The organism is Bradyrhizobium sp. USDA3010 (assembly GCF_056429065.1).
This window is the reverse complement of sequence record NZ_JBWJZD010000005.1, coordinates 18450-38281: the sequence shown is the minus strand read 5'-3', so window position 1 is coordinate 38281 and position 19832 is coordinate 18450. Positions and strand designations below refer to the sequence as shown.

The following is a 19832-nucleotide window of genomic DNA, read 5'->3' as shown; positions in this document are numbered from 1 at the left end:
CCCCGAAGATGAGGAGACGAAAATGAAGCCGATCCGCACCATCGCGCTGTTGGGGTTCGTATTCCTGTTGTCGCATGAGCAGGCTCATGCCGGTGCGCCGCAGGTCCGCACCCAGGCACCGGGCTTCTACCGAATGATGCTTGGTCAGGTGGAAATAACAGCTTTGCTCGACGGCACGCATCCTTTCCCGGTCCACGAAGTAATGACAAGGAACGAGACGATACCGGGCGGAGACCGGAAAGCCGTGAAGCTCGCGGAGAATCATCCCGGCAAAGCGGAGGCTCTCCTTGCAGCGTCCGGTCTCTCCGCTCCCGTGGAGGGCTCGATCAACGCCTTCCTGGTGAACACCGGAGAGAAACTCATCCTGATTGACAGCGGCGCCGGCAGTCTCTACGGCGCATGCTGCGGACACCTGCTGGAAAACCTTCAAGCAGCCGGATACAAGCCGGAGCAAATCGACGAAATCTATCTGACGCATCTTCATGCAGATCACATCGGTGGCATCGCTCCTCAAGGAAAGCCGGCGTTTCCCAATGCGATTGTCAGGGTCAACCAGAAGGACCTCGACTACTGGCTCAACGCCAAGAACGAAGGCGACGCTCCCAAATTCCTTAAGCCGATGTTCGAGGGAGATCGTGCTTCGTTGAAGCCCTATATGGAATCGGGCCGGCTGAAGCCCCTCTCGGAAGGCCAGGACCTTTCACCGGGGATCCGTGCGGTTCCTACGCCCGGGCACACGCCAGGCCACACGTCGTACGAAATCTCGAGTGAGGGAAAGACACTTTTGGTGTGGGGCGATCTCGTTCACGTCGCCCCGATCCAGTTTCCTGACCCCGCCGTCACGGTGACTTACGATAGCGACCCGTTGGCCGCAGAGGCCGAACGCACTGCGATCTTCGCTCAAGCCGCCCGAACGTCGACCTGGATCGCTGCGGCTCATATTGCATTTCCTGGAATCGGGCACATCCGCTCGATCGATGGCCGGTTCGAATGGTTGCCTACGAACTATACTACTGTACTCGAGCCAACGCGTGACTGACGCGCTGCGCGGGTTTCTCGAGCATTTTGGGCGGGCCGCCGCTGGCCTTTTTTGGAAATCTCGATCGATTGAATGACCAAGATGCCCCCATCCAACGAAAAGCCCGATCCATCATCCGCAATGCGCAACGCTTCTCCATGGATCGCGTTTCGGCATACGACGTTTACGGTCGTGTGGACCGCGACCGTCGTCGCCAACGTCGGCACCTGGATGTACAACGCTGCATCCGGATGGCTCATGACCAGCCTCGATGCCGATCCGCTCACCGTCTCCCTGGTTCAGGTTGCGAGCAGCCTTCCGATGTTTCTGTTCGCGCTACCGGCCGGCGCACTTGCGGATACCGTCGACAAGCGCCGTTTTCTGATCGGTTGTGAGATCGTCCTCACGATCGTGGCGGCAGCAAGTGCGGTGCTCGTCGGGCTTAACCTCGTCACTCCGCCCATCCTGTTGCTGTTCACGTTCCTGCTCGGCGCAGGCGCGGCATTTACCGCGCCCGCATGGCAGTCGGTCGTCCCGCAACTCGTCCCGAAGGGGGATCTAGCGGCGGCCATCGCCAGCAACGGCGTCGGCGTCAACATCAGCAGGGCTATCGGGCCGGCGCTAGGTGGGGTGGTCATCGGCGGATTGGGCATCGCGGCGCCATTCTGGATCAACGCGCTGAGCAATTTCGCCGTGATCGGAGCACTGCTTTGGTGGCGCCCGGCGTCCTCGCAAGGCAGCGCCCTGCCGCCGGAACGCCTCGCCGGCGCCATGGTGGTCGGCTTTCGCCATGCGCGATTCAATCCGCGGCTCCGTGCGACACTCGTTAGGGCGGCGGCGTTCTTCTTCTTCGCGAGCGCCTATTGGGCGTTGCTCCCGCTCGTCGCGCGCAATCAGATCGCGGGCGGTCCGGAACTCTACGGCATTCTGCTCGGGGCGATCGGGGTCGGCGCCGTTGTCGGTGCGTTCATGTTACCCTGGATGAAGGCGACCTTCGGGCCCAACCGGCTGGTTGCGGCCGGCACGGCCGGCACCGCGCTTAGTCTGATCCTCCTGGGCACCGCGCGTTACTCGGAGATCGGACTTGCGGCATGCCTGATCGCAGGCATCTCATGGATCGCCGTCCTCGCGACTGTCAACGTCTCAGTTCAGGTCTCGTTGCCGGATTGGGTGCGGGGCCGCGGATTGGCTATTTTCGTCACCGTCTTCTTTGGAGCGATGACTGCCGGCAGCGCACTTTGGGGTCAGCTTGCCTCAGGACTGGGTTTGCCCACAGCGCATTTCCTCGCCGCCGCAGGCGCCATCGCCGGTGTCGCGCTCACCTGGCGCTGGAAGCTTCAAACAGATGCAGGAATTGATCTTGCGCCCTCGATGCATTGGCCGGCACCCGTCTTAGCGATCGACGCAGACGCCGACCGGGGGCCGGTCCTGGTTACGGTCGAGTACCGCATCGCTCCAGAGCGTCGTGAAGCCTTCCTCGCCTATATCAGAGCTTTGGAACAACAACGAAGGCGCGACGGCGCTTACTCATGGGACGTGTTCGAGGATGCCGCCGAGAGCGGACGCTTTCTGGAGACGTTTATGGTCGCTTCATGGCTCGAGCACCTCCGGCAACACGAGCGCGTGACCATTGCCGACAGGGCCGTTCAGGCTGCCATCCACGAGTTCGGCGCCGCGACCGAGCCCAGAGTTACCCACTTCATCGCCGCCAAATTTCGGCAAGTCGGGCTAAGCACCTCGGTGCTATCATCGAGCGAATGAAATCGTGGAAACTCGTAGTCTCGCGTACAGCTCGTTGTCGATAGTAGCGGGGAATCGCTAGCGCGTTTCCCACGGCAACCTGCGACATCGTGTTTGATCGATGCATCCTTCGGCCAGACCTTCGCACCTTAGGACCCGCGACAGCCCGCAGCGATTGACCGGCCGACAAGCGGCTCCAACCTTACGAAGTCAGGGTCTGATCGGCGACGACAAGCTGGAACCGGCGCTTCAAGCCCGCGGTCGTTTTCGATCACGACCAGCTGTCCGGAGCTAGCTCTCGACTGAAGCGCCTTACCGCGGATGCGCGCTCTGGCGGCAAAGAAATGAGCGGCACTGAGCCTATGTCTGCCGTTGCACGTATGCGGATAAACTTCGAAGCGCCCCTCGAAAGAGACTATCATAGCATTACCGATTTGGAGGGGCGCGATTCGGTGAACGGTCACGATGCCTCCTGGTTCGCCTTGTACTCGGAAGCAGCGCGAACGAACTGCCAAGTGCTTCGATAGTCCGTGCTCCAGCAAGCTCCGAGGTGCCTGCCGTGCGCAACAGCGCGCGATCGCGCGCAAAATAGTCTTGGATCGCAGGTTGGCGTAGAAAATCGCACAAATGGCGGAGAGAGTGGGAGTCAACAGCATGTTGCTGAATTCCAATGCCAGCCGGTCACCGTCAGACTTGCAGCACGCAGCGGTGCTGTAAGAGACCAGCCCATGCTCAGGTCAATCGACCACTCACAACGACTTGGCTGCAGGTTTGGCGGGTCTCCCAAAACATCCAATCAGTGGTGATCCCTGCCTTCTCCGCCCCCTCACTCTCAGGACCGTTCGCCCTTCTCTGGCGCCAGACTTCATTAGATTTTTCTTGATCTCCCGGTGCACACGTCGTGCACACGCCACCTTCTAACTTGTTGAAAAACTCGAACTCTCGCTCCAGTCCATCATGGGCTAGTTTGGGGTAACCTAAGGAAGTGTCGTCGAACGAGGTCGAACGGCGACGCTAGTTGGTACGGCGTGAGGACGTCGCACCCGTCGCTTTTTCAAGGAGCTAAATCCGGTGATCGCGTCCTAATAGTTTCGTTGTGCGGTCCAATATCCCGAGCAGCGCCCACCTCCTGCGTGGCCGCTCCAGGTCCCGCGGCCGGTGTCTTGCGTCAGCTTTCCCGAGCCGGATGCATATTTGTCGTGGACCGTCACCGACGCGCGAACCGCACCCGATCTTCCGACATGGCCGCTGAACTTCACCAGATTGGGATGATGCTGGCTCGGGCGCCCGCAAAGGCCCGCGCATACGCGGGACCGATGCCGCTGGTCGAGCCGGTCACAACTGCGACTTTACCTTTCAAGACACTGATTGCTTTTCCTTGTTGATCTGTGACCGCAGGTTGCTTGGCGTGCGCGGCCAACTGCAGCCGTCCGTCATGTGACCAGAGTTCTCTCGTAGCTCCGGAGCGGCCGCCGGACCGGCTGTTGCAGATAGTCATGAACGACCTTGCCCAGCCCCAGCGTAAGGTCTGCGCGGATGTGAATCGCGGACACGACCTCGAGGACCGGCAAATCGGCCACCGGAGCCAGCGCGTGAGGCATCAAGGAGAGCGCAGCGGGTCCGGTCCACGCCCCTTTCAAGACAAGTTGCTCAAGGTGATATTCGACCAGCTCGCAGATCCGCAGACTGCCGTCGACGTGCGGAATAATCTTGAGAAGAAAGTTCGGCTCCTGGAGAGCGGCCTTGACTTGCGCCGGGTCGGCTTCGCGGTGCTTGTATCCCATCGTCCCGGTTGCTACCCGCAACGGTCCGTAATCCAGGGTGCCGATCAGCGCATCGATCTCGGTCCGCAACGTCGGCTGGCCGAGCTTTTTCGGAAAGCCCCAGAGCTCCCGGCCGCCCGCGATCGGCCCCTCATCGTTCAGGAACATGCAGTGGGTGTAGCCGCCCTTGCGACCGCAGAACGACACCGGGATGACCTGGCCACTCTCGGTGTAGTCGCCAAAACCATTGGAATCCGGCATCCGGATGAACTCGTATTTGACCAGCGCTTCGCGTTCATCAAATTCGAGCGGAGCCGGAACGACCGATCGCAGCTTCGCCGGATCGGTGCGATAGGTGATAATCAGGTATTCGCGATCGACGAAGCGATATGGTCCCGGCGGATAGGCCGGATTGGTGAGCGGCATTGCAAATGCGCGGCTCACCACTTCATTCTCGTGCATTCAATTTCTCCTGTGACTGGGAATAACCGGTTGGCTGGCCTATTCGCGACCATCCTGCTCAAGATCGAAGGTGGAGACGCCGTCCGCACTGGTCGGGCGGGCCAGCACCTCGGGATGACGGAGGGTGCGCAACGCATCGTGATATCCGGCGCGCCAATGGTCCTGCATCGAGAGGCGGGAGAACTCGTAATCCTTGGAGTGGCCTTCGTAGCCCCGCGCACGATAGATCAGGTGGACGAGGCTGTGCACGTTGTGAGAGGCAGCACTCCTGAGTAGCCTGACGTCTTCTTGCTCGCGCAGATCTTCAGGCAGCCTGCTCAAGAGAGCCGCCAGCTCTCGTTGCAACCGGTGCAGGCTCTTGAACTGGTCTGTGCTCGCCCGCGTGCGGCTCGAATACTGAATCTCCTTTTGACGCGTGACGACGTCGGCCATATTGCGCGGGATCTGGCCGCGCGCGCTCCAGAGATCGACCTGAAACACAAGCGTGTCCTGACGGGCGCCACACTCGATCACCCACTGCAAAGGCGTGTTGGATACGAGGCCGCCATCCCAATAGTGTTCGCCATCGATTTCGACCGCCGGAAAGCCCGGCGGCAGCGCCCCACTCGCCAGGATGTGCTCGGGCCGAATCGTATGCGTAGCCGTGTCGAAATAGACCAAATTGCCGGTTCTCACATTGACGGCCCTGCGCTGAACCGCGTCAGGCCGGCGTTGATACGATCGAAATCGACAAGGCGCTCGAGTGTCGTCTTGAGCGCGCTCGTGTCGTAGATGCTCGTGGCGGCAAGCGTTCCACCCGCTTGCAGCCATGGCGCCAGTGGCCGCGCAGAAAAGAATCCGCTCGCGCCAAACATCGCCGCAAAGCTCGCATTCACCTGATTGAGAAAATTGCGGGTGTGATCGCTATTCATCAGATCGGTGAACGGCGTGTCCAGCGTCACCTGCGTCCAGAACTCGCGAAGGCGGTCAGCACGGGAATTGGGAGGATTGCCCGCGATGATTGCAGCATTGATCGCTCCAATCGAAATGCCGGCAATCCAATCCGGATGGATGTCGGCTTCCGCCAGGGCCTCGTAGACGCCTCCCTGGTAAGCGCCCAGAGCGCCGCCGCCTTGCAATAGCAACGCGATGCAATCGAATGGCAGACGCCGGTCGGCGGTCGCGAGGTGTGGTCGAGGCTGAAAGTTCATGGTTCGTGTGCTCTTGGTATGCGGTTGCTCAAGCCCGCCCTCTGTCCGGATCGCGGTCGTCGAAGGCATCCGACTTAACAAAATATACCGTTTAGTTTATTTACTAGTCAAGCCACGCGCGTTCACAAGCTCGTGCTGCAGCTGATTGAGACCCACATGCGCCCGCCCCAGTGTCGACTGTCCCAACCAGCTCGACACGATGGCGCAATGCCAAGGTCCGTTTCGACGTCACGCAGCAGGGATTAACAACCGATCTCCGTCAAGGTCAGCCCCGAGTTCGTGATTGTCAGTTGCAAATCAGAACGCGTCGCTGGCGTCCGTAGGCGTAGTGGCAATCGCTATCGGAATAACTGCCATTGTTCGAGCTGCCATAGGCATAGCCTGCAGAGCCTCCAGCGATGTAGGCTGCACCGTAGCCGTATCGCCGCCCGCCATAGCCATTGCTGAAGCTTCCGGAACGGCTGTAGCTGACCGATGCAGAGCGAGCCTGGACCGAGCCTGCAACCGCGGGTCCGTCACCACCGCCGGCGGGGACCCCGCCAAGCGCCCTTAGATCGCCGCGAGGACCAGCGCCGGCGCCCAACCGAGGAGCCGGACCGCCAAGGCCGGCGTGGGCCGCACGGCCGGGCCCCATAGGAGGTGGACTTATGAATGCCGGAGGACCGCCGACCGCGATCGGCGGAGGGCTGCCCGGCCCCATTGGAGGCGGACCGGGGAATTGTGCAAACACCTCAGTCGGTGCCCACGAAATCGTTGCGAGCGCTACGCTGACGGACAGCGTCAAGAGTGCCTTCCCGGACATGATAGTCTCCGTTTCAGATTTGCGTTTCAAGGACCGGCACCTGCGCGGACGGCGCAAGAGTCGGGGTCGACGAATGAGTCTCGGGCGTCGGGTCAACCGTCTCAGACATTGGCCGGCCATCGTCTTGGACTGGGTAGATCCGGAACCACGCCACATAGAGCGCCGGCAGGAACAAGAGCGTTAGCATCGTGCCGACGATGATGCCGCCCATCATCGCGTAGGCCATCGGGCCCCAGAAAATCTCGCGCGCGATCGGAATCAGCGCGAGACTCGCGGCCGCCGCCGTCAGCAGGATCGGACGCATGCGATGCTCGGTCGCTTCCACAACAGCATCCCAGGCCGGATGCCCCTCCTTCCTTAGATCCTCGATCTGCACGATCAGGATCACCGAGTTTCGGACCAGGATGCCGATCAGCGCGAGCACACCCAGGATGGCAACGAAGCCGAGAGGTGCCCCGCTCGGCAGCAGGGCCATGACGACGCCGATCACGGCAAGCGGTGCGACCGCGAACACCAGGAACAAGCGGTGGAAGCTCTGCAACTGAATCATGAGGACGGTAGCCATGACGAACAGCATCAGCGGAACGACGGCCACGATCGGCGACTGGCTCTTGGCACTCTCCTCGACGGCGCCGCCGATTGCCACCGAATAACCCGCCGGCAGTGCTTTACTGAACTCCGCCACCCTCGGTGCCAACTGATCCATGATTGTCTTCGGCTGGACGTTGGTGACGATACCGGCCTTCAGCGTGATCGTGGGAATCCGCGCGCGACGCCAGATGGTCGGCTGCTCGATTTCGTATCGCAGATTGGCCACGGCCCCGAGCGGCACCGATTGTCCGCCCTGTCCGGTCAACTGCAGATCGCGGAGCGTATCGATCGAGCCGCGCTCGACTGCGGTCGCGCGTCCCGTGACATTGACGAGATAGATGCTGTCGCGAACTTGTGTGATCTGGGTGCCCTCGAGCACCGAGTTCACGGCGGTGGCGATGTCTTCCGACGTCACGCCGAGCTGACGGGCCTTGTCCTGGAGCACGTCGACCTTGACGACCCGCGCAGGCTCCATCCAGTCGAACACGACGTTGCCGAGGTCGGGGTTGCTCCGGACGATGCCGGCGAGTTGCTGCGAGAGATCCCTGACCTTCGCGACGTCAGGTCCGCTCACGCGATATTGCACCGGACGCCCCACGGGCGGGCCAACCTCGAGCAACTTGACGCAGGTGTCGGTACCTGGAAACGTCTTCCTCAGATATTCCTCGAATTGCGCCTTGACGAGGTCGCGCGCCTTTATGCCGCCCTTGGTCACGACGACCTGCTGGCCAAACCAGGCATTGGCCGTCTGCACGTCGAACGACAGCACAAACCGCGGCGCGCCTGTGCCGACATAGGTCGACCAATGCTCCACGGAGCCATTGCCCTCCAGCTGTTCGCGCTCGAAGCGCGCCATCTGCGCATTGGTTTCGGCGATCGAAGCGTTCTGAGGGAGATTCCAGTCAATCACCAGTTCGCTTCGGTCCGACGAGGGAAAGAACTGCTGCTGCACGAAACTCATGCCGAACAACGCGACGAAGAACGCTGCAACCGTCACGCCCACCGTGATCCAGCGGTGATGCATGCAGACGAGCAGCAGACGGGAGAATATCTGCGCCAGCCGGCCCTTCGCCTCATGATGGCCCTTCATCTTAGCCGGCAGGATGCTGACGCCGAGCAGCGGGGTGAACAGCACCGCGACGACCCACGACACAATCAGGGAGACCGCAATCACCACGAACAGGGTGAAGGTGAACTCGCCGGCATTGCTGCTGTTCAGCCCGATCGGGATGAAGCCCGCGACCGTAACCAGCGTGCCCGTCAGCATGGGAAAGGCGGTCGACGTATAGACGTGGGTTGCCGCCTTTTCGAGGGGATCGCCGACCTCCAGCCGGGCCACCATCATTTCGACGGCAATCATGGCATCATCGACCAGAAGGCCGAGCGCGATGATCAATGCGCCAAGCGAAATTCTCTGCAATGAAATGCCGGCATAGGCCATCACTACAAAAGTAATGGCGAGAACCAGCGGGATCGCAATTGCGACGACAAGCCCGGCGCGCATGCCCAAGCTGAGAAAGCTGATGGCGAGAACGATGACCACGGCCTCGAACAGCGCCTCAGTGAAGCCCGATACCGCATGCTCGACGACGACAGGCTGATCGGCGACCAGGTGAACGCCGACGCCGATCGGCAGGTCGGCAATGACCTTTGACATCTCCTCTTTGAGCGCCTCTCCGAAGTGAAGCAGGTTTGCCCCAGACTTCATGCCGATGGCTAGTCCGATTGCGGGCTGGCCGTTGTACCTGAAGAGGGTCTTCGCCGGATCGGCATACCCGCGCGTGATGCTCGCGACGTCGGTCAGCGGAAAGAAGCGGTCGTTGATCCGGAGATTGACAGCGTTCAGGCTTGCCTCCGACGTGAACCGACCGTTCACCCGCACACTGATCCGCTCGGGCCCGTCCTGGAACACGCCCGACGGCGCGACCGCGTTCTGTCCCTGCAAGGAGGCCATGATCGAGTGGACGTCGAGGCCAAGGGCGGCGACCTTCCGGGTCGAGAATTCGAGGTAAATCACCTCGTCCTGCGTTCCCAGAATGTCGACCTTGCCCACATCCGGCACGGTCAACACCTTGGCGCGGATGCCTTCGACCTCATCGCGGAGCTGACGCTGGGTCAAGCCGTCGCTGGTGAAGGCATAGATGTTGCCAAACACGTCGCCGAAGCGATCGTTGAAGCCCGGCCCGATCACGCCTTGCGGGAATTCGCCCTTGATATCCGCGATCATGTTGCGGACGCGGACCCAGGTCGGCTTGACGTCAGCCGCCTTTGTCGTGTCGCGCAGATAGACGAACACAGTGGTCTGGCCCGCGACCGTCACGCTCTTGGTGTAGTCGAGCGACTCCAGCTCCTCGAGCTTCTTTTCGATCCGGTCGGTGACCTGGCGGGTCATCTCTTCGGGCGAGGCGCCCGGCCACTGTGCCTGGATCACCATGGTCTTGATGGTGAAGTCGGGATCTTCCTGACGACCGAGCTGAAGATAGGCAAAGAGGCCTGCTGCCATGAAGGCGATCATGAAATACCAGACGAGCGAACGGTGGCGGAGCGCCCAGTCGGAAAGGTTGAACGACGTCATGGGTTCTGATCCTGTTCGATACGGACGTGTTGTCCTGGCTTGAGGCTGTGGATTCCGGCGGTCACGATGCGCGCACCGGGATAAAGCCCATCGGCGACGCGGGCACCTGCGGGGTCCCCGGCGAGATCGACCTTGTGCAGCGAGACGGTGCTCGACGGCTGATCGACAACCCAGACGAAGTTCGCGCCACCTTTGGCGAGCACCGCCGAGGCGGGGACACGCAATGTCGGACTTTGCGTTTTGTCTAGCGTCGCGGTGACGGTCGTGCCCAATCGGAAGCTTTCGGGCGGATTGTTCAGGGCGATGCGGACTCGCCGCAGGCGCGTCACAGGGTCTGCCTGCGGGGCGATCTCGCGAACCTTGCCTTCGACCCGGGCGGCGGGGAGCAACTGCAAGGCGACGGTGAACGGCAAGCCGATTTCAAGCGGCACCGGGAAATCCTCTCCGATATCGACCACCGCCTCCCGGATGTCGGGCCTCGCAACCGTCACGACATTTTGGCCAGGAGAGACCACCTGCCCGACTTCTGCGCCCACCGCAGTGACGACGCCGGAGAAATCGGCCTTGAGCTGGGCATAACCCCGTTGCTCTATGGCCTTGATCAAGTTCGCCTGTGCGTGCGCGACCGACGCGGCGGCACCGGCTCGCGCCTGCTCGGCGTTGTCCAGTGTCTGCTTTGTAGTGGCGTCGGTTGTGATGAGGGTTCGCTGCCGCTGCTCCGTCGCCTTGGCAGTCGCCAGCAGCGCTTCGGCCTTGGTGAGCTCAGCCTTCGCCGAGCGCACCGCAAGCTCCAGAGCCATGGAATCGATGACACCGATCGTTTGTCCTTCGCTGACGAGGGCGCCAACAGAGACGGGACGCCCGGTCAGACGTCCCAGGACGCGGAACGCGAGATTGGTCTTGTACCGCGGCTCGACAACGCCAACGGCGACGACGCCGTCCGGGCGGTTCGGCTCGAGGACCGTCGACAACACGGGTCGCACAGGCTCGGGCGCTTTCGCGTCCTGCTGACATCCAGCCAGCGCGAGCGCTGATACAAACGTGCCGGCTGCAATCATGGCGCCCCTCTTCATGACGGGTCTCCCTCATATGTGACGGCCTGGCCATTGCTCAGCAGCTTGCCGCCATCGATCACGACGCGCTCGCCCGGCTTGAGTCCCGCCTTGATCAGCACTTCACGGGCTTCATAACCGCCGATCGTCACCGGCTTGAGCGCAGCTGTTTTCGTCACCGGATCGACGGTCCAAACCGCGGGCTTCGATCCGGCCGCCGCCAATGCGCTCCAGGGCAACGCGATCTGCTGCTGGGCTTTCGCTTTGACAGTTCCCACAACGGCGCTTCCAAGCGTCATCGCTGCCGGCGGATCCTGGATGGCAACCTTGACGCGGATGGTCGCGCTCTTCGCGTCAATCGCGGGTGAGACCTCCCTGACATGCCCCCTCGCCGCCACACCTGCGTCGGAGACAAGCGCCAGCGACACGCGCCTTTCGTCGAGATCGCCAAACAAGAGAGATTCGTAGATATCGAACACGGCATCCCGTTCGCCGTCCTGCGCCAGCGAGAAAACGGGTTGCGCGGCCTGGACGACCTGGCCGACTTCCAAATTGCGCGCGGTGACGACGCCTGCCGCTTCGGCGCGCAGCGCCGTATACCCAAGGGCCTCTTTCGACGTTCCGAGTTCGGCTTTTGCTGCTTCAAGCGCACCTTCTGCGGTTCGCAACCCTTCCTGCGCCTGATCGTAGACCGTCCGCGTGGTAAAACCGCTTGCGATCAGCGCATTTTGCCGTTCGAAAGTTACCTTGGCTACGCGCAGCTGAGATTCCGCGGCCAGCACCGCCGCGGTCGCGGCATCGACGTCGGCCTGCTGCTCGGAGGGATCGAGTACCGCCAGGATCTCACCAGCCTCGACGTGCGCGCCGACGTCAACATAGCGCGCGAGCACACGTCCGCTGATGCGGAATGAGAGGTTAGCCTGGAAACGGGCCTGGATTTCGCCGGTCAGCGTGACGGAGGCTTGCCGGTCGCGCGGCTGCACGATCTCCGTGCGCACCATCGCAGCGTGCGTGACGGGAGCGGCGGAATGATCATTGCAACCACTCAACGCAATTCCAACAAGCGCGACGACCAGGCCACCGGGCCCCCTCAGCTTGCATTTGCGGGCAGCTTGATCGATTTCGCTGTGGTTCGTAGCGTGATGGGTCATAGCAGGTCCATGCGGTGGCGGGGTGACATCAGCGCGCCCAGCACATCCGCCGCTGGACGGGCAGAAACGGGTTGGGCTCCGTGAGCCGGATTCGGATCCGGTCGGGTCGCAATGGGGCGGCTCTCCCGATCGTGGCAGCTCGCTCCTGTGCAAGTCGCCGAGGCATCGGGCGGGCTGACGTTTGGCCGGCGAGGCGATCGCATGATGCGACGTTTCGCCATCGCCCCGTTCGCCTGCCGCTCACGCGCTGACAGCGGAAACGAGAGAACGACGGACGTGAATTCGTCACCAAAGCCATGCTCGACACGGCCGCCGAGACCTCTGGCAAGATCATTGCTGAGCCGCAGTCCGCGCCTCGCAGCGCTCCGTGACGATCGCGATCCATTGTCCAGGACGACGCAGTTCACCAGCGCACCGATTCGTGTCAGCTTGATCTTGATTTCCCCGGTCCGCGCCTCGAAGCTCGCATGCGTCGCTGCGTTGGTGACGAGCGTGTGGACGATCAATCCGAGCTGCCGGCATCGCTCGGGTTGGAGCGGAAGAGATTCGGTTGCGAGTGCCAGCCGGATGTTCATCCGATCCAGCAACGAACGGCGCACGGCGCAGCTCATCATGCGAATGTTGGTCGCGGCGTCGATCAGCGCCTTGCCCTTGGGCACTGCCAGCGTCTGTTGCACATCGGCATAACCCTGCAGCAACTCGACGACGTCGCTGAGGGCGCGCTTGGCCTCCGCGTCCTCGACCCGGACGGCCGCGGCCGAGACCAGGTTGATTGCCGAGGCGAGCCCACCATCGATCCGGTGATTCAATTCGCGCAGCAGGATGCCCTGCTGCACTATTGGCGAACCCGGGCTGCATATACTCACGACGGTCTCCTCAGTTGCGCCGAACAGGCGGCGGTCGAACGCGCCTGTGGCGATCGACCGGTCATCCGGATCAGTCGGCGCAGGCACTGACGATCTAATTATACTATACCGTATATTTTCTTTTCATTGCATTTCCTGCCGGCACGTGTCAAGTGGAATCCAGACACGCAAAAACTCGTGGTGAGGAGATCCTGATGGCAAAGAACAAAAGCCCGAAACGCGGCAGGCCGCCCAAGAACCTGGCCGGCGACGTCCAGGCACGGATTCTCGATGCAGCCCAGCAGCTCTTTCTCGAGAAAGGCTTTCGGAGCGCCAGTATCGACGACATCTCCGAGTTGGCCCCTGCGAGCAAACCGACCATCTATGCCCACTTCCCCGGCAAGGAGGCGCTGTTCGTGGCTGTGGTGGCGCGGACCATCAACGGATTGACCGATTTCGAGGGGTTCACGCCGGCAGGCCGCACCATCCAGGAAAAGCTCGCCAATCTCGGCATCGAGATCGTGGAGAGATTTGTCGAGGACACGTTGGACCTCACGCGCGCAACGATCGCCGAGGCGCGCCGATTTCCCGAGTTGAGCCGGAATGTTCACGATGCGGCGCGCGACCGCGCGGCTGGAGCAGTTTCGCAGCTCTTGAACGAGGCGACGCAGAGGGTCGCGCGCTCAGCCAAAGGCCCCTTCAGCGCAAAGCGGAGCGTTGCGACCGCTCAAATGTTCATGGATCTCATTCTGCTTCCGATGCTGATGAGATCTCTGATGGGTGAGGAACTGAAAGATCTCAAAAAAGAGCTGCCGACGTTCCTGCACGAGCGGGTCAATTTCTTTCTCGCGGCTTGCGAGGCGGACTGGAGACCGTGAACCAGCCGAAGGCCCTGCAGCTATCCTTGCGCCACGACTTTGGGACGGATATCGGCGGCCAGGCCGATCGGCCGCCCCCACGGTCCATGACGCATGGCGCCGGCGCAGAAATCCATCATCTCGTCGAATGTGGGCAGAACGGCAGCCGCATTGATCCGCGACGGATTGAGATAGCCCTCCATTGCTTCAAGCAGGCAACAGGCCATTGCCATTGCACATCCCGGTCGTAGCTCGCCGCTCGCCTGTCCGGCAGCGATGGTCGCGCGCACAAGCCCCCGGATCTGGTCTGCGTGAGACAGGGCGACTGCCCAGTTCTCGCGTACCGCCGCGGCGACCAATTCGTGTTGCTTGGTGTCGTGCTCCAGCCGATGTTGGTGCAGCTGCGAGATCGTCCTCAAAGCAGCCGTCAGGCGCTCGAGAGCGGAGTCGCCGCGAGCCGCAAGCGTTGCAGCCGCGGACACGCGATCGAGCTGATCCGCCACGACCGTCTCTTCGATCGCCTGCCTTGAAGGAAAAAAGCGGTAAACGTTTGCGGGCGACATCGACGCCCCGCGAGCGATATCGGCGACGGTGGTCTTCCTGAAACCGATCTCGCGGTGCAATCGCATCGCTGCTTGGACGATCCGCCGACGAATGCACGACAATTCGACTTCGCGCATCCGCTCTTGCATCGCTTGCGACCTCAGTGAGATGCGATCGAATGCAATTCACGCCGGCAGGTTTCGCCGAAGTGACGCAAGGGATCCATCTCCTTCATGAGCTCTGGCAAATCGACCAGTTCGGGGTTCGGCGAAAGGTAGGTTTCGACGATCAGGCGACCTGCCCGCTCAGCGGCTTGAACCACCTCATCGCTAGAAAGAATCCTCATCCGCCCGATAAGCGCGTACAGCTTGACCAGTTGCGGAATCTCGGATCTGTCGCTGACGAGTGCCTCGGCGTAGAGACGAGAGGCTTCCTCGATGAAACTCCTATAAAGCCGCTCGCGCTTGGCGATCGACCGGGAATCATGGCGCTCGCGAAGCTTGCGGCGCCGGGTCACCCATCCTGTCACGATCGTGGAGATCGCTCCGAAAGCCGAGCCCCCGAACGCGGCAAAGGCGGGCGCATAAATCGTGTTCATGCGATCAGTCCTCATCTCTCGCGCTGCGGCGGGGCGCCGCAATAGTCCTGACCGCGCCAGTTTCCGCAGCGCGGTCGAAGACGGCCCTGCAAGCATCGCTCAGCGCTGACTCTTTTTGCCGGAGACAGGCCTCTACGTTCGTGGCGTCGGGGATGTAGCTAAGGCACAGCCGGAAGGCGTCAGGCGCGCATGCTGCCCTCTGTTCAGGAGTGCCGCGGTTCTCCTCCGCGACGGCAGTCCCGTTGCCGAACATCGCCGCCAGCATGACTACTAATGTGTACTTGAACATACAAAATCCCTTCTTCTGCCGAGGCATCGCGCTTTCGAACGGGGAACGCAGCGTCATGCTCCGATTCCCTGCCCGTCGAACTGTCTGAACACGAGCTTGTGAGTCTTCGCTCTTGACACACCCTGCGGCCCGGGATGTATATGAACTATACGGTTTAGTATATTTATTGAGCAGAGAATGTCAACCCTCTTGTGGTCGTTCGCAAAGGAAAATCCGTGGCCGGGGCTTGCGCTCGCATCCCTGAACCTGGTCGTGGCCCTGTCCCTCGTGGCCCTGAGTCTGCTGCTGGGCGTTACGATAGCGTTGCTTGCCGAGCTGCAAGCATTCGCCGGCGAGCGGTCCTGCATCGCGCCGAAAGGACTTCAGCACGGGACCCGGGCGCTGTGAGCAGAACATCCGTCTTGTCAATGCGTGCGCGCAGCTCAGTCGATACTCAAGCTCCCGTGTGGGGTTACTTTATGTGGGTCGGCGGAGCGTTGCTCGTGCTGCTCTTTGCAGCCAATTCCCTGCTGCCGGCGCCCGCGCCAAACACGCTCATCAAATCGTACTCCACGCTTCCGCCGATCCGGATCGGCTCCGAGCTGAAGGGACCGGAAGCAGTTATCATCGATACCAGCCAGCCCGGTTTCCCGCCCATTCTCCCGGATAGCAAGACTGCAGTCCCCTCGCCGCTCACCTTGGCCGATGCCGCACGACAGGCGCCCGCGTCAATATCCGAGCAAGCCGATGCGAGTGACGGTAGCCCCGCAATCCCGCCCCAGGTCCGTGAAACGTTTGCGCAGTTAGATCCGGGGGTTTCTGATCAAGCCGACTTAAGCACGAGGGCAGTCGGGCTTGCCTTGGAACCACGTCGCAATTTCGCACAGACTCGGTCCGGGAAGCGGCGGCGACCTGGTCGGCATTCGAGTTTCGATACCACACTCGAACGGTGCGCTTCGCAGAGCCAAGGTTCGTGTCGATAGGCCCGTCGTGGACCCTCGCACACCCATAAGACCACCGATCAGTTTTTCACGGATAGCCACGGGATTTACCTCATCATGTCGAAGAAGCGAATGTTAGCGATTATCGTTTTGTCCGCCACGTATGCTGCTACGGGCGCGAGAGCCAACGTCACCCACTCACCTTTGAACGCCGCAAATAGGGGCGTAGCCGCCCAAGGCGATGCCGATGAGGCGGCGATACGTCGCCTGATCGAGCAATTTCGCACGATAAAAATACCACTCAGCCAGGCGGTAGCGATCGCCGAGCATTTACATGACGGTTCGAGGACCGCGGATGTCAGCCTTGAGATCTCCGGTCCGGCCATTTATCGCGTGCGAACGGTAGGCAATGAGAGACTTTGGGAAAATGTCATAGATGCGAATACCGGAAGCGTGACAGAGAAGGAAGTTTCGTCATCGCTGAGGGAGCTCGACCGAGATCATCTTGGCAATATCATTGCCCTGAAGTCAGTGGGGCAAGAGCTGTCGGACGCCGTGCGCATCGCCGAGAAAGCTACAGAGGGAAGCGCTCTAGCCGGAGGTCTGATAAAGCAGGATGGCAAACTCAACTTCGTGGTCATCATCGCCAGTGGTGACCGCTTGAAGGAGGTCACGCTCGAACCGCCCAGAGTCGGTAAGCAAGGCGCAACTCCCCGCTAGGCGACGCAGGTCTAAACCGATGGGCCAGATCGCTGTTACCACGACCTGATGTTTCAGAGATCAGAAGAACTCGCCTTTGCCTCGGTCGCAGGTGACGGCCCTGCTTTCGTCCATCCATCGCGTCGAGCCGACGTCCACACCACGCCTCCGACCGGCTGCTCACAGTTGCGGACAATAGATTTTTCTTGACCTCCCGGTGCACACGTCGTGCACACGCCGCCCTCCATCTATTTGAAAAACTTGAACTCTAGATCCAATCCATCATGGGCGCACAACTAAATTTCCATTTATTTTCAGTCACTTATGTATCTCAGCGGTCCGGTCCTGGATAGGACATACACAGAATTCTGCGAAAAAACAGGGGAAATCCGCAAAAGAAACAAGTGGTGCGCTTCTTAGGCCGGTGAGTTGGTACAAATTTGGCTCATGCGCTCGGGCAGGACGTATCAATGAATGCATGTATCAAAATCGGGACTCGCTGAAGATCGAAGACGCGGGCCTCCAATATTGCGTTAGGATGCTAACTTTCAACATGAAGTAGAGGCGGCATGTTTCCCGATTCCACCCTCATCCGAGCGTTCGACAACCCCAAGAAGGCGTATGCCTGGGGACCCTCGAGATAGGTTGATCGCGGGATTCCCTTCCGCATTGCTGCCAGAGAGATTGGTCGCGCCGGCGCACCACAGCGCTTGGTACAGTTCTGGTACATGAAGAACCGTGTCCCTACGCAACACGCTGACATGATTCAGGAAACGCGCTCGTTTGTCCTGTCCATCATAGGCAAGTTTGAGCTAGCTCAAGCAATCGAAATCCAACGAGCCTGTTTCTTGCCGAAGGGAATGCGCCGGGGGTCGACGGCGGCGCGGCTGTCCGTGACGATCCACTTTGTGTAATCTCGCTGCACTCGACCTCTTTGGGAGGATTGCCATGAGAGCCTTCCTGCTCGCCTGCGTGGCCGCTGTCGTCGTGGCGGGATTCGGCGCCGCGGTCCTTGACCGCGTACAAGAGCCGGTCGCAGAGGCCTTTGCAACGACGGCCGTGCGGCTTTAGCGATCTCGCCCCCGGGGCAGGCGGCGTTGCTCCTACTCTGCCGCCGTGGCGGCCGGCTTCGAGCGCGCATTGGCTGCGGCGCGCGTCTCCTCCTCCAGCCACAGGCTGTGGTGCTCCTTCGCCCAATTGACATCCACGATGCCACTGCCCATCGCCTCGAAGGCGCCCTGCATGCCGATGGTGCCGATGTAGATGTGGGCCAGCATCACCGCGACGAACAACACCGCCACAATCGCGTGGACCACCGCGGCCATTTGCATTCCTTCGATGCCGGACAGGTAGAACGGGAACATCAGCTCATATCCGGTGATCGCAACGGCAGCGCCGCCGATCACGACGATCCAGTAGACCGCCTTCTGCCCGGCGTTGAAGCGATAGGCCGGCGGATGATCGTGCCCCACGATACCGCCGCCGCGCTTGATCCACTCGACATCGACCTTGTTCGGGATATTGCCGCCAAGCCACATCAGGAAGATCAGCACCACCCCGATGGTGAACGGGAAACTCAGATAGTTATGCGCGTATTTCGCCCATTGCGACCATTCGGAGAATGCTTCGTGGCCGATCAACGGCAACAACAGCGGACGGCCGAAGGTGACGTTCAGTCCGGAGATTGCCAGAATGATGAAGCAGGTCGCAGTCATCCAGTGCACGAAGCGCTCAAAGGCGCCGAAGCGCACGATCGTACGCCCAGACCTTCCGTCCTGAAGCCGGACCGTGCCGCGGATGAGATAGAAGGCGACGAGCGCCACGAGCATGCCAAGAATGGCAACTCCGCCGATCCAGCGCAGGGTGACGTTGCGAAATTCCCGCCACTCGCGCCCCGCCGGCTGCTCCAGCACGCCTGACCGCTGATCGGGAATGCTGACGCGTCCCTGGATCCGGTTGAACTCCTGCAGAAGCTGTTGCTCCTTCACCGCGCTAGCGGTCGGGTTGACCTGCTGGGCGATGGACGGCACCGACGCCGTTATCATCAACGCAAGCGCCCATGCGCCCAGTGCGAGACGGATGTATTTTGCAAGAGACGCCATGAACTCCTCCCGGTATAGGCGCGACCCCGCTTTCAGGATTCGATCGTCTCGCGATAGGCGGTTTTCCAACCCCAGGCGCCCGAGCCGTAGCCGCGCTTCACCACACGTTCCCTGTAGATCTGAGCGATGATCTCGCCATCACCGGCGAGCAACGATTTCGTGGAGCACATCTCGGCACAGAGCGGCAATTTCCCCTCGGCGAGGCGATTGGCCCCATACTTCTCGTACTCCTCCTTGCTGCCGTCGGCCTCGGGGCCGCCGGCGCAGAACGTGCACTTGTCCATCTTGCCGCGGGAGCCGAAATTGCCGATCTTCGGGTATTGCGGCGCGCCGAACGGACACGCGTAGAAGCAATAGCCACAGCCGATGCACAGATCCTTGGAATGAAGTACGACGCCATCGGCGGTGGTGTAGAAGCAGTTCACCGGGCAGACGGCCGCGCAGGGCGCATCGGTGCAGTGCATGCAGGCCATGGAGATCGATCGCTCTCCGGGCTTGCCGTCGTTGATTGTGACGACGCGGCGCCGGTTGATGCCCCAGGGCACCTCATGCTCATTCTTGCAGGCGGTGACGCAGGCATTGCACTCGATACAGCGGTCGGCGTCGCAGAGGAATTTCATCCGAGCCATGTGCGT

At 61.3% G+C, this 19832-nt stretch carries 17 protein-coding genes and 2 pseudogenes; 6 read left to right on the top strand and 13 right to left on the bottom strand.

The window, feature by feature from the left end; genetic code table 11:
* Positions 1-22: 22 nt before the first annotated feature.
* On the top strand, positions 23-1039 hold the full coding sequence (locus AC066Y_RS10225) for an MBL fold metallo-hydrolase (protein WP_478273768.1): 1017 nt from the start codon (positions 23-25) through the stop codon (positions 1037-1039).
* An 81-nt stretch (positions 1040-1120) separates the two neighbouring features.
* Positions 1121-2779: an MFS transporter gene (locus tag AC066Y_RS10220; protein WP_478273983.1), complete on the top strand. Its 1659-nt coding sequence runs from the start codon at positions 1121-1123 to the stop codon at positions 2777-2779.
* Between the two features lie 1246 nt (positions 2780-4025).
* Here the strand turns inward: AC066Y_RS10220 and AC066Y_RS10215 are convergent.
* The 8 genes and pseudogenes from AC066Y_RS10215 to AC066Y_RS10180 form a co-directional block, all read right to left on the bottom strand.
* Positions 4026-4127 (bottom strand): annotated as a pseudogene (locus AC066Y_RS10215) (3-hydroxybutyrate dehydrogenase); the annotation flags it as partial.
* 64 nt (positions 4128-4191) lie between these two features.
* Positions 4192-4983, bottom strand: coding sequence for an acetoacetate decarboxylase (locus tag AC066Y_RS10210; protein ID WP_478273767.1), 792 nt, complete (start codon positions 4981-4983; stop codon positions 4192-4194).
* Between the two features lie 39 nt (positions 4984-5022).
* Positions 5023-5415 carry a DUF3734 domain-containing protein gene (locus AC066Y_RS10205; protein WP_478273982.1) on the bottom strand — a complete coding sequence of 131 codons (393 nt, stop codon included), beginning with the start codon at positions 5413-5415 and terminating at the stop codon, positions 5023-5025.
* A gap of 147 nt (positions 5416-5562) precedes the next feature.
* Positions 5563-6173 (bottom strand): annotated as a pseudogene (locus AC066Y_RS10200) (patatin-like phospholipase family protein); the annotation flags it as partial.
* 815 nt (positions 6174-6988) lie between these two features.
* Complete coding sequence (locus AC066Y_RS10195) at positions 6989-10141, bottom strand: efflux RND transporter permease subunit (protein WP_478273766.1); 3153 nt, start codon at positions 10139-10141, stop codon at positions 6989-6991.
* Entirely contained in the window at positions 10138-11214 is a 1077-nt protein-coding gene (locus AC066Y_RS10190) for an efflux RND transporter periplasmic adaptor subunit (protein WP_478273765.1), read from the bottom strand. Before AC066Y_RS10190 ends, AC066Y_RS10195 begins: the two co-directional genes overlap by 4 nt.
* Positions 11211-12344, bottom strand: a complete 1134-nt coding sequence (locus AC066Y_RS10185; RefSeq protein ID WP_478273764.1) for an efflux RND transporter periplasmic adaptor subunit — start codon at positions 12342-12344, stop codon at positions 11211-11213. Before AC066Y_RS10185 ends, AC066Y_RS10190 begins: the two co-directional genes overlap by 4 nt.
* On the bottom strand, positions 12341-13210 hold the full coding sequence (locus AC066Y_RS10180; RefSeq protein WP_478273763.1) for a sensor histidine kinase family protein: 870 nt from the start codon (positions 13208-13210) through the stop codon (positions 12341-12343). Before AC066Y_RS10180 ends, AC066Y_RS10185 begins: the two co-directional genes overlap by 4 nt.
* Positions 13211-13404: 194 nt before the next feature.
* Here AC066Y_RS10180 and AC066Y_RS10175 point away from each other — a divergent pair, with 194 nt between their 5' ends.
* Positions 13405-14067 carry a TetR/AcrR family transcriptional regulator gene (locus AC066Y_RS10175; protein WP_478273981.1) on the top strand — a complete coding sequence of 221 codons (663 nt, stop codon included), beginning with the start codon at positions 13405-13407 and terminating at the stop codon, positions 14065-14067.
* A 20-nt stretch (positions 14068-14087) separates the two neighbouring features.
* On the opposite strand, the gene AC066Y_RS10170 is transcribed toward AC066Y_RS10175, so the two are convergent.
* The 3 genes from AC066Y_RS10170 to AC066Y_RS10160 are packed head-to-tail and all read right to left on the bottom strand — an operon-like array spanning position 14088 to position 15533.
* Positions 14088-14726, bottom strand: coding sequence for a TetR/AcrR family transcriptional regulator (locus tag AC066Y_RS10170; protein ID WP_478273762.1), 639 nt, complete (start codon positions 14724-14726; stop codon positions 14088-14090).
* A 23-nt stretch (positions 14727-14749) separates the two neighbouring features.
* Positions 14750-15187, bottom strand: coding sequence for a hypothetical protein (locus AC066Y_RS10165; protein WP_478273761.1), 438 nt, complete (start codon positions 15185-15187; stop codon positions 14750-14752).
* A gap of 4 nt (positions 15188-15191) precedes the next feature.
* Positions 15192-15533, bottom strand: a complete 342-nt coding sequence (locus AC066Y_RS10160) for a hypothetical protein (protein ID WP_478273760.1) — start codon at positions 15531-15533, stop codon at positions 15192-15194.
* A 120-nt stretch (positions 15534-15653) separates the two neighbouring features.
* Here AC066Y_RS10160 and AC066Y_RS10155 point away from each other — a divergent pair, with 120 nt between their 5' ends.
* The 3 genes from AC066Y_RS10155 to AC066Y_RS10145 all read left to right on the top strand — a co-directional run bounded on the left by AC066Y_RS10155 (position 15654) and on the right by AC066Y_RS10145 (position 18166).
* Positions 15654-15863, top strand: a complete 210-nt coding sequence (locus AC066Y_RS10155; protein WP_478273759.1) for a hypothetical protein — start codon at positions 15654-15656, stop codon at positions 15861-15863.
* Positions 15864-16513: 650 nt separating this feature from the next.
* On the top strand, positions 16514-17116 hold the full coding sequence (locus tag AC066Y_RS10150) for a PepSY domain-containing protein (RefSeq protein WP_478273758.1): 603 nt from the start codon (positions 16514-16516) through the stop codon (positions 17114-17116).
* A 927-nt stretch (positions 17117-18043) separates the two neighbouring features.
* A complete protein-coding gene (locus AC066Y_RS10145) occupies positions 18044-18166 on the top strand; it encodes a hypothetical protein (RefSeq protein ID WP_456655184.1) in 123 nt (40 codons plus the stop codon).
* Between the two features lie 32 nt (positions 18167-18198).
* Here AC066Y_RS10145 and AC066Y_RS10140 read toward each other — a convergent pair whose 3' ends face one another.
* Complete coding sequence (locus AC066Y_RS10140; protein ID WP_478273757.1) at positions 18199-19197, bottom strand: formate dehydrogenase subunit gamma; 999 nt, start codon at positions 19195-19197, stop codon at positions 18199-18201.
* Positions 19198-19229: 32 nt separating this feature from the next.
* A complete protein-coding gene (gene fdh3B / locus AC066Y_RS10135; RefSeq protein ID WP_207830490.1) occupies positions 19230-19826 on the bottom strand; it encodes a formate dehydrogenase FDH3 subunit beta in 597 nt (198 codons plus the stop codon).
* Positions 19827-19832: the final 6 nt, after the last annotated feature.